The organism is Staphylococcus sp. GDY8P120P, from assembly GCF_017892065.1.
GTDB classification, from domain to species: Bacteria; Bacillota; Bacilli; order Staphylococcales; family Staphylococcaceae; genus Staphylococcus; species Staphylococcus nepalensis.
The window spans coordinates 1-540 of the sequence record NZ_JAESKI010000063.1; the positions used below are offsets into that span (position 1 = coordinate 1).

The window sequence follows — 540 nt, forward strand, 5'->3', positions numbered from 1 at the left end:
GATGAGGAAATGGAAAATGCTGTATCTAGCGCTTTAGATATTGGTTACCGTGCTTTTGATACAGCTTACTTTTATAAAAATGAAATTGCATTAGGCAATGCTTTAAAAAAATCTGATGTACCACGTTCTGAATTATTTATTACATCAAAGATATGGAATGATTATCAAGGATATGATAAAACAATTGAATTTTTTACAAAATCTATAGAGAATTTAGGTACTGATTATCTAGATTTATTTTTAATACATTGGCCATGTGAGGAAGATGGACTTTTTATTGAAACGTATAAAGCGATGGAAAAATTATATAGAGATGGTCGAATCCGTGCCATTGGGGTATGTAACTTTAAACAACATCATTTAGAAAAATTGATGGCAGAGACAGAAATTACGCCTGCTGTGAACCAAGTGGAGGTACACCCTTATTTCAATCAGCATGAGCTACAAGATTTTTGTGATAAGCATGATATTGCAGTGACAGCTTGGATGCCACTCATGAGAAACCAAGGTTTACTTGAACATCCTATCATTGTTGATATT

At 33.0% G+C, this 540-nt stretch carries 1 protein-coding gene; it reads left to right on the forward strand.

All coding sequences use genetic code 11. The features are described 5' to 3' along the window. On the forward strand, nt 1–540 hold a 540-nt coding region (locus KA900_RS14670; RefSeq protein WP_210139793.1), incomplete at both ends, for an aldo/keto reductase.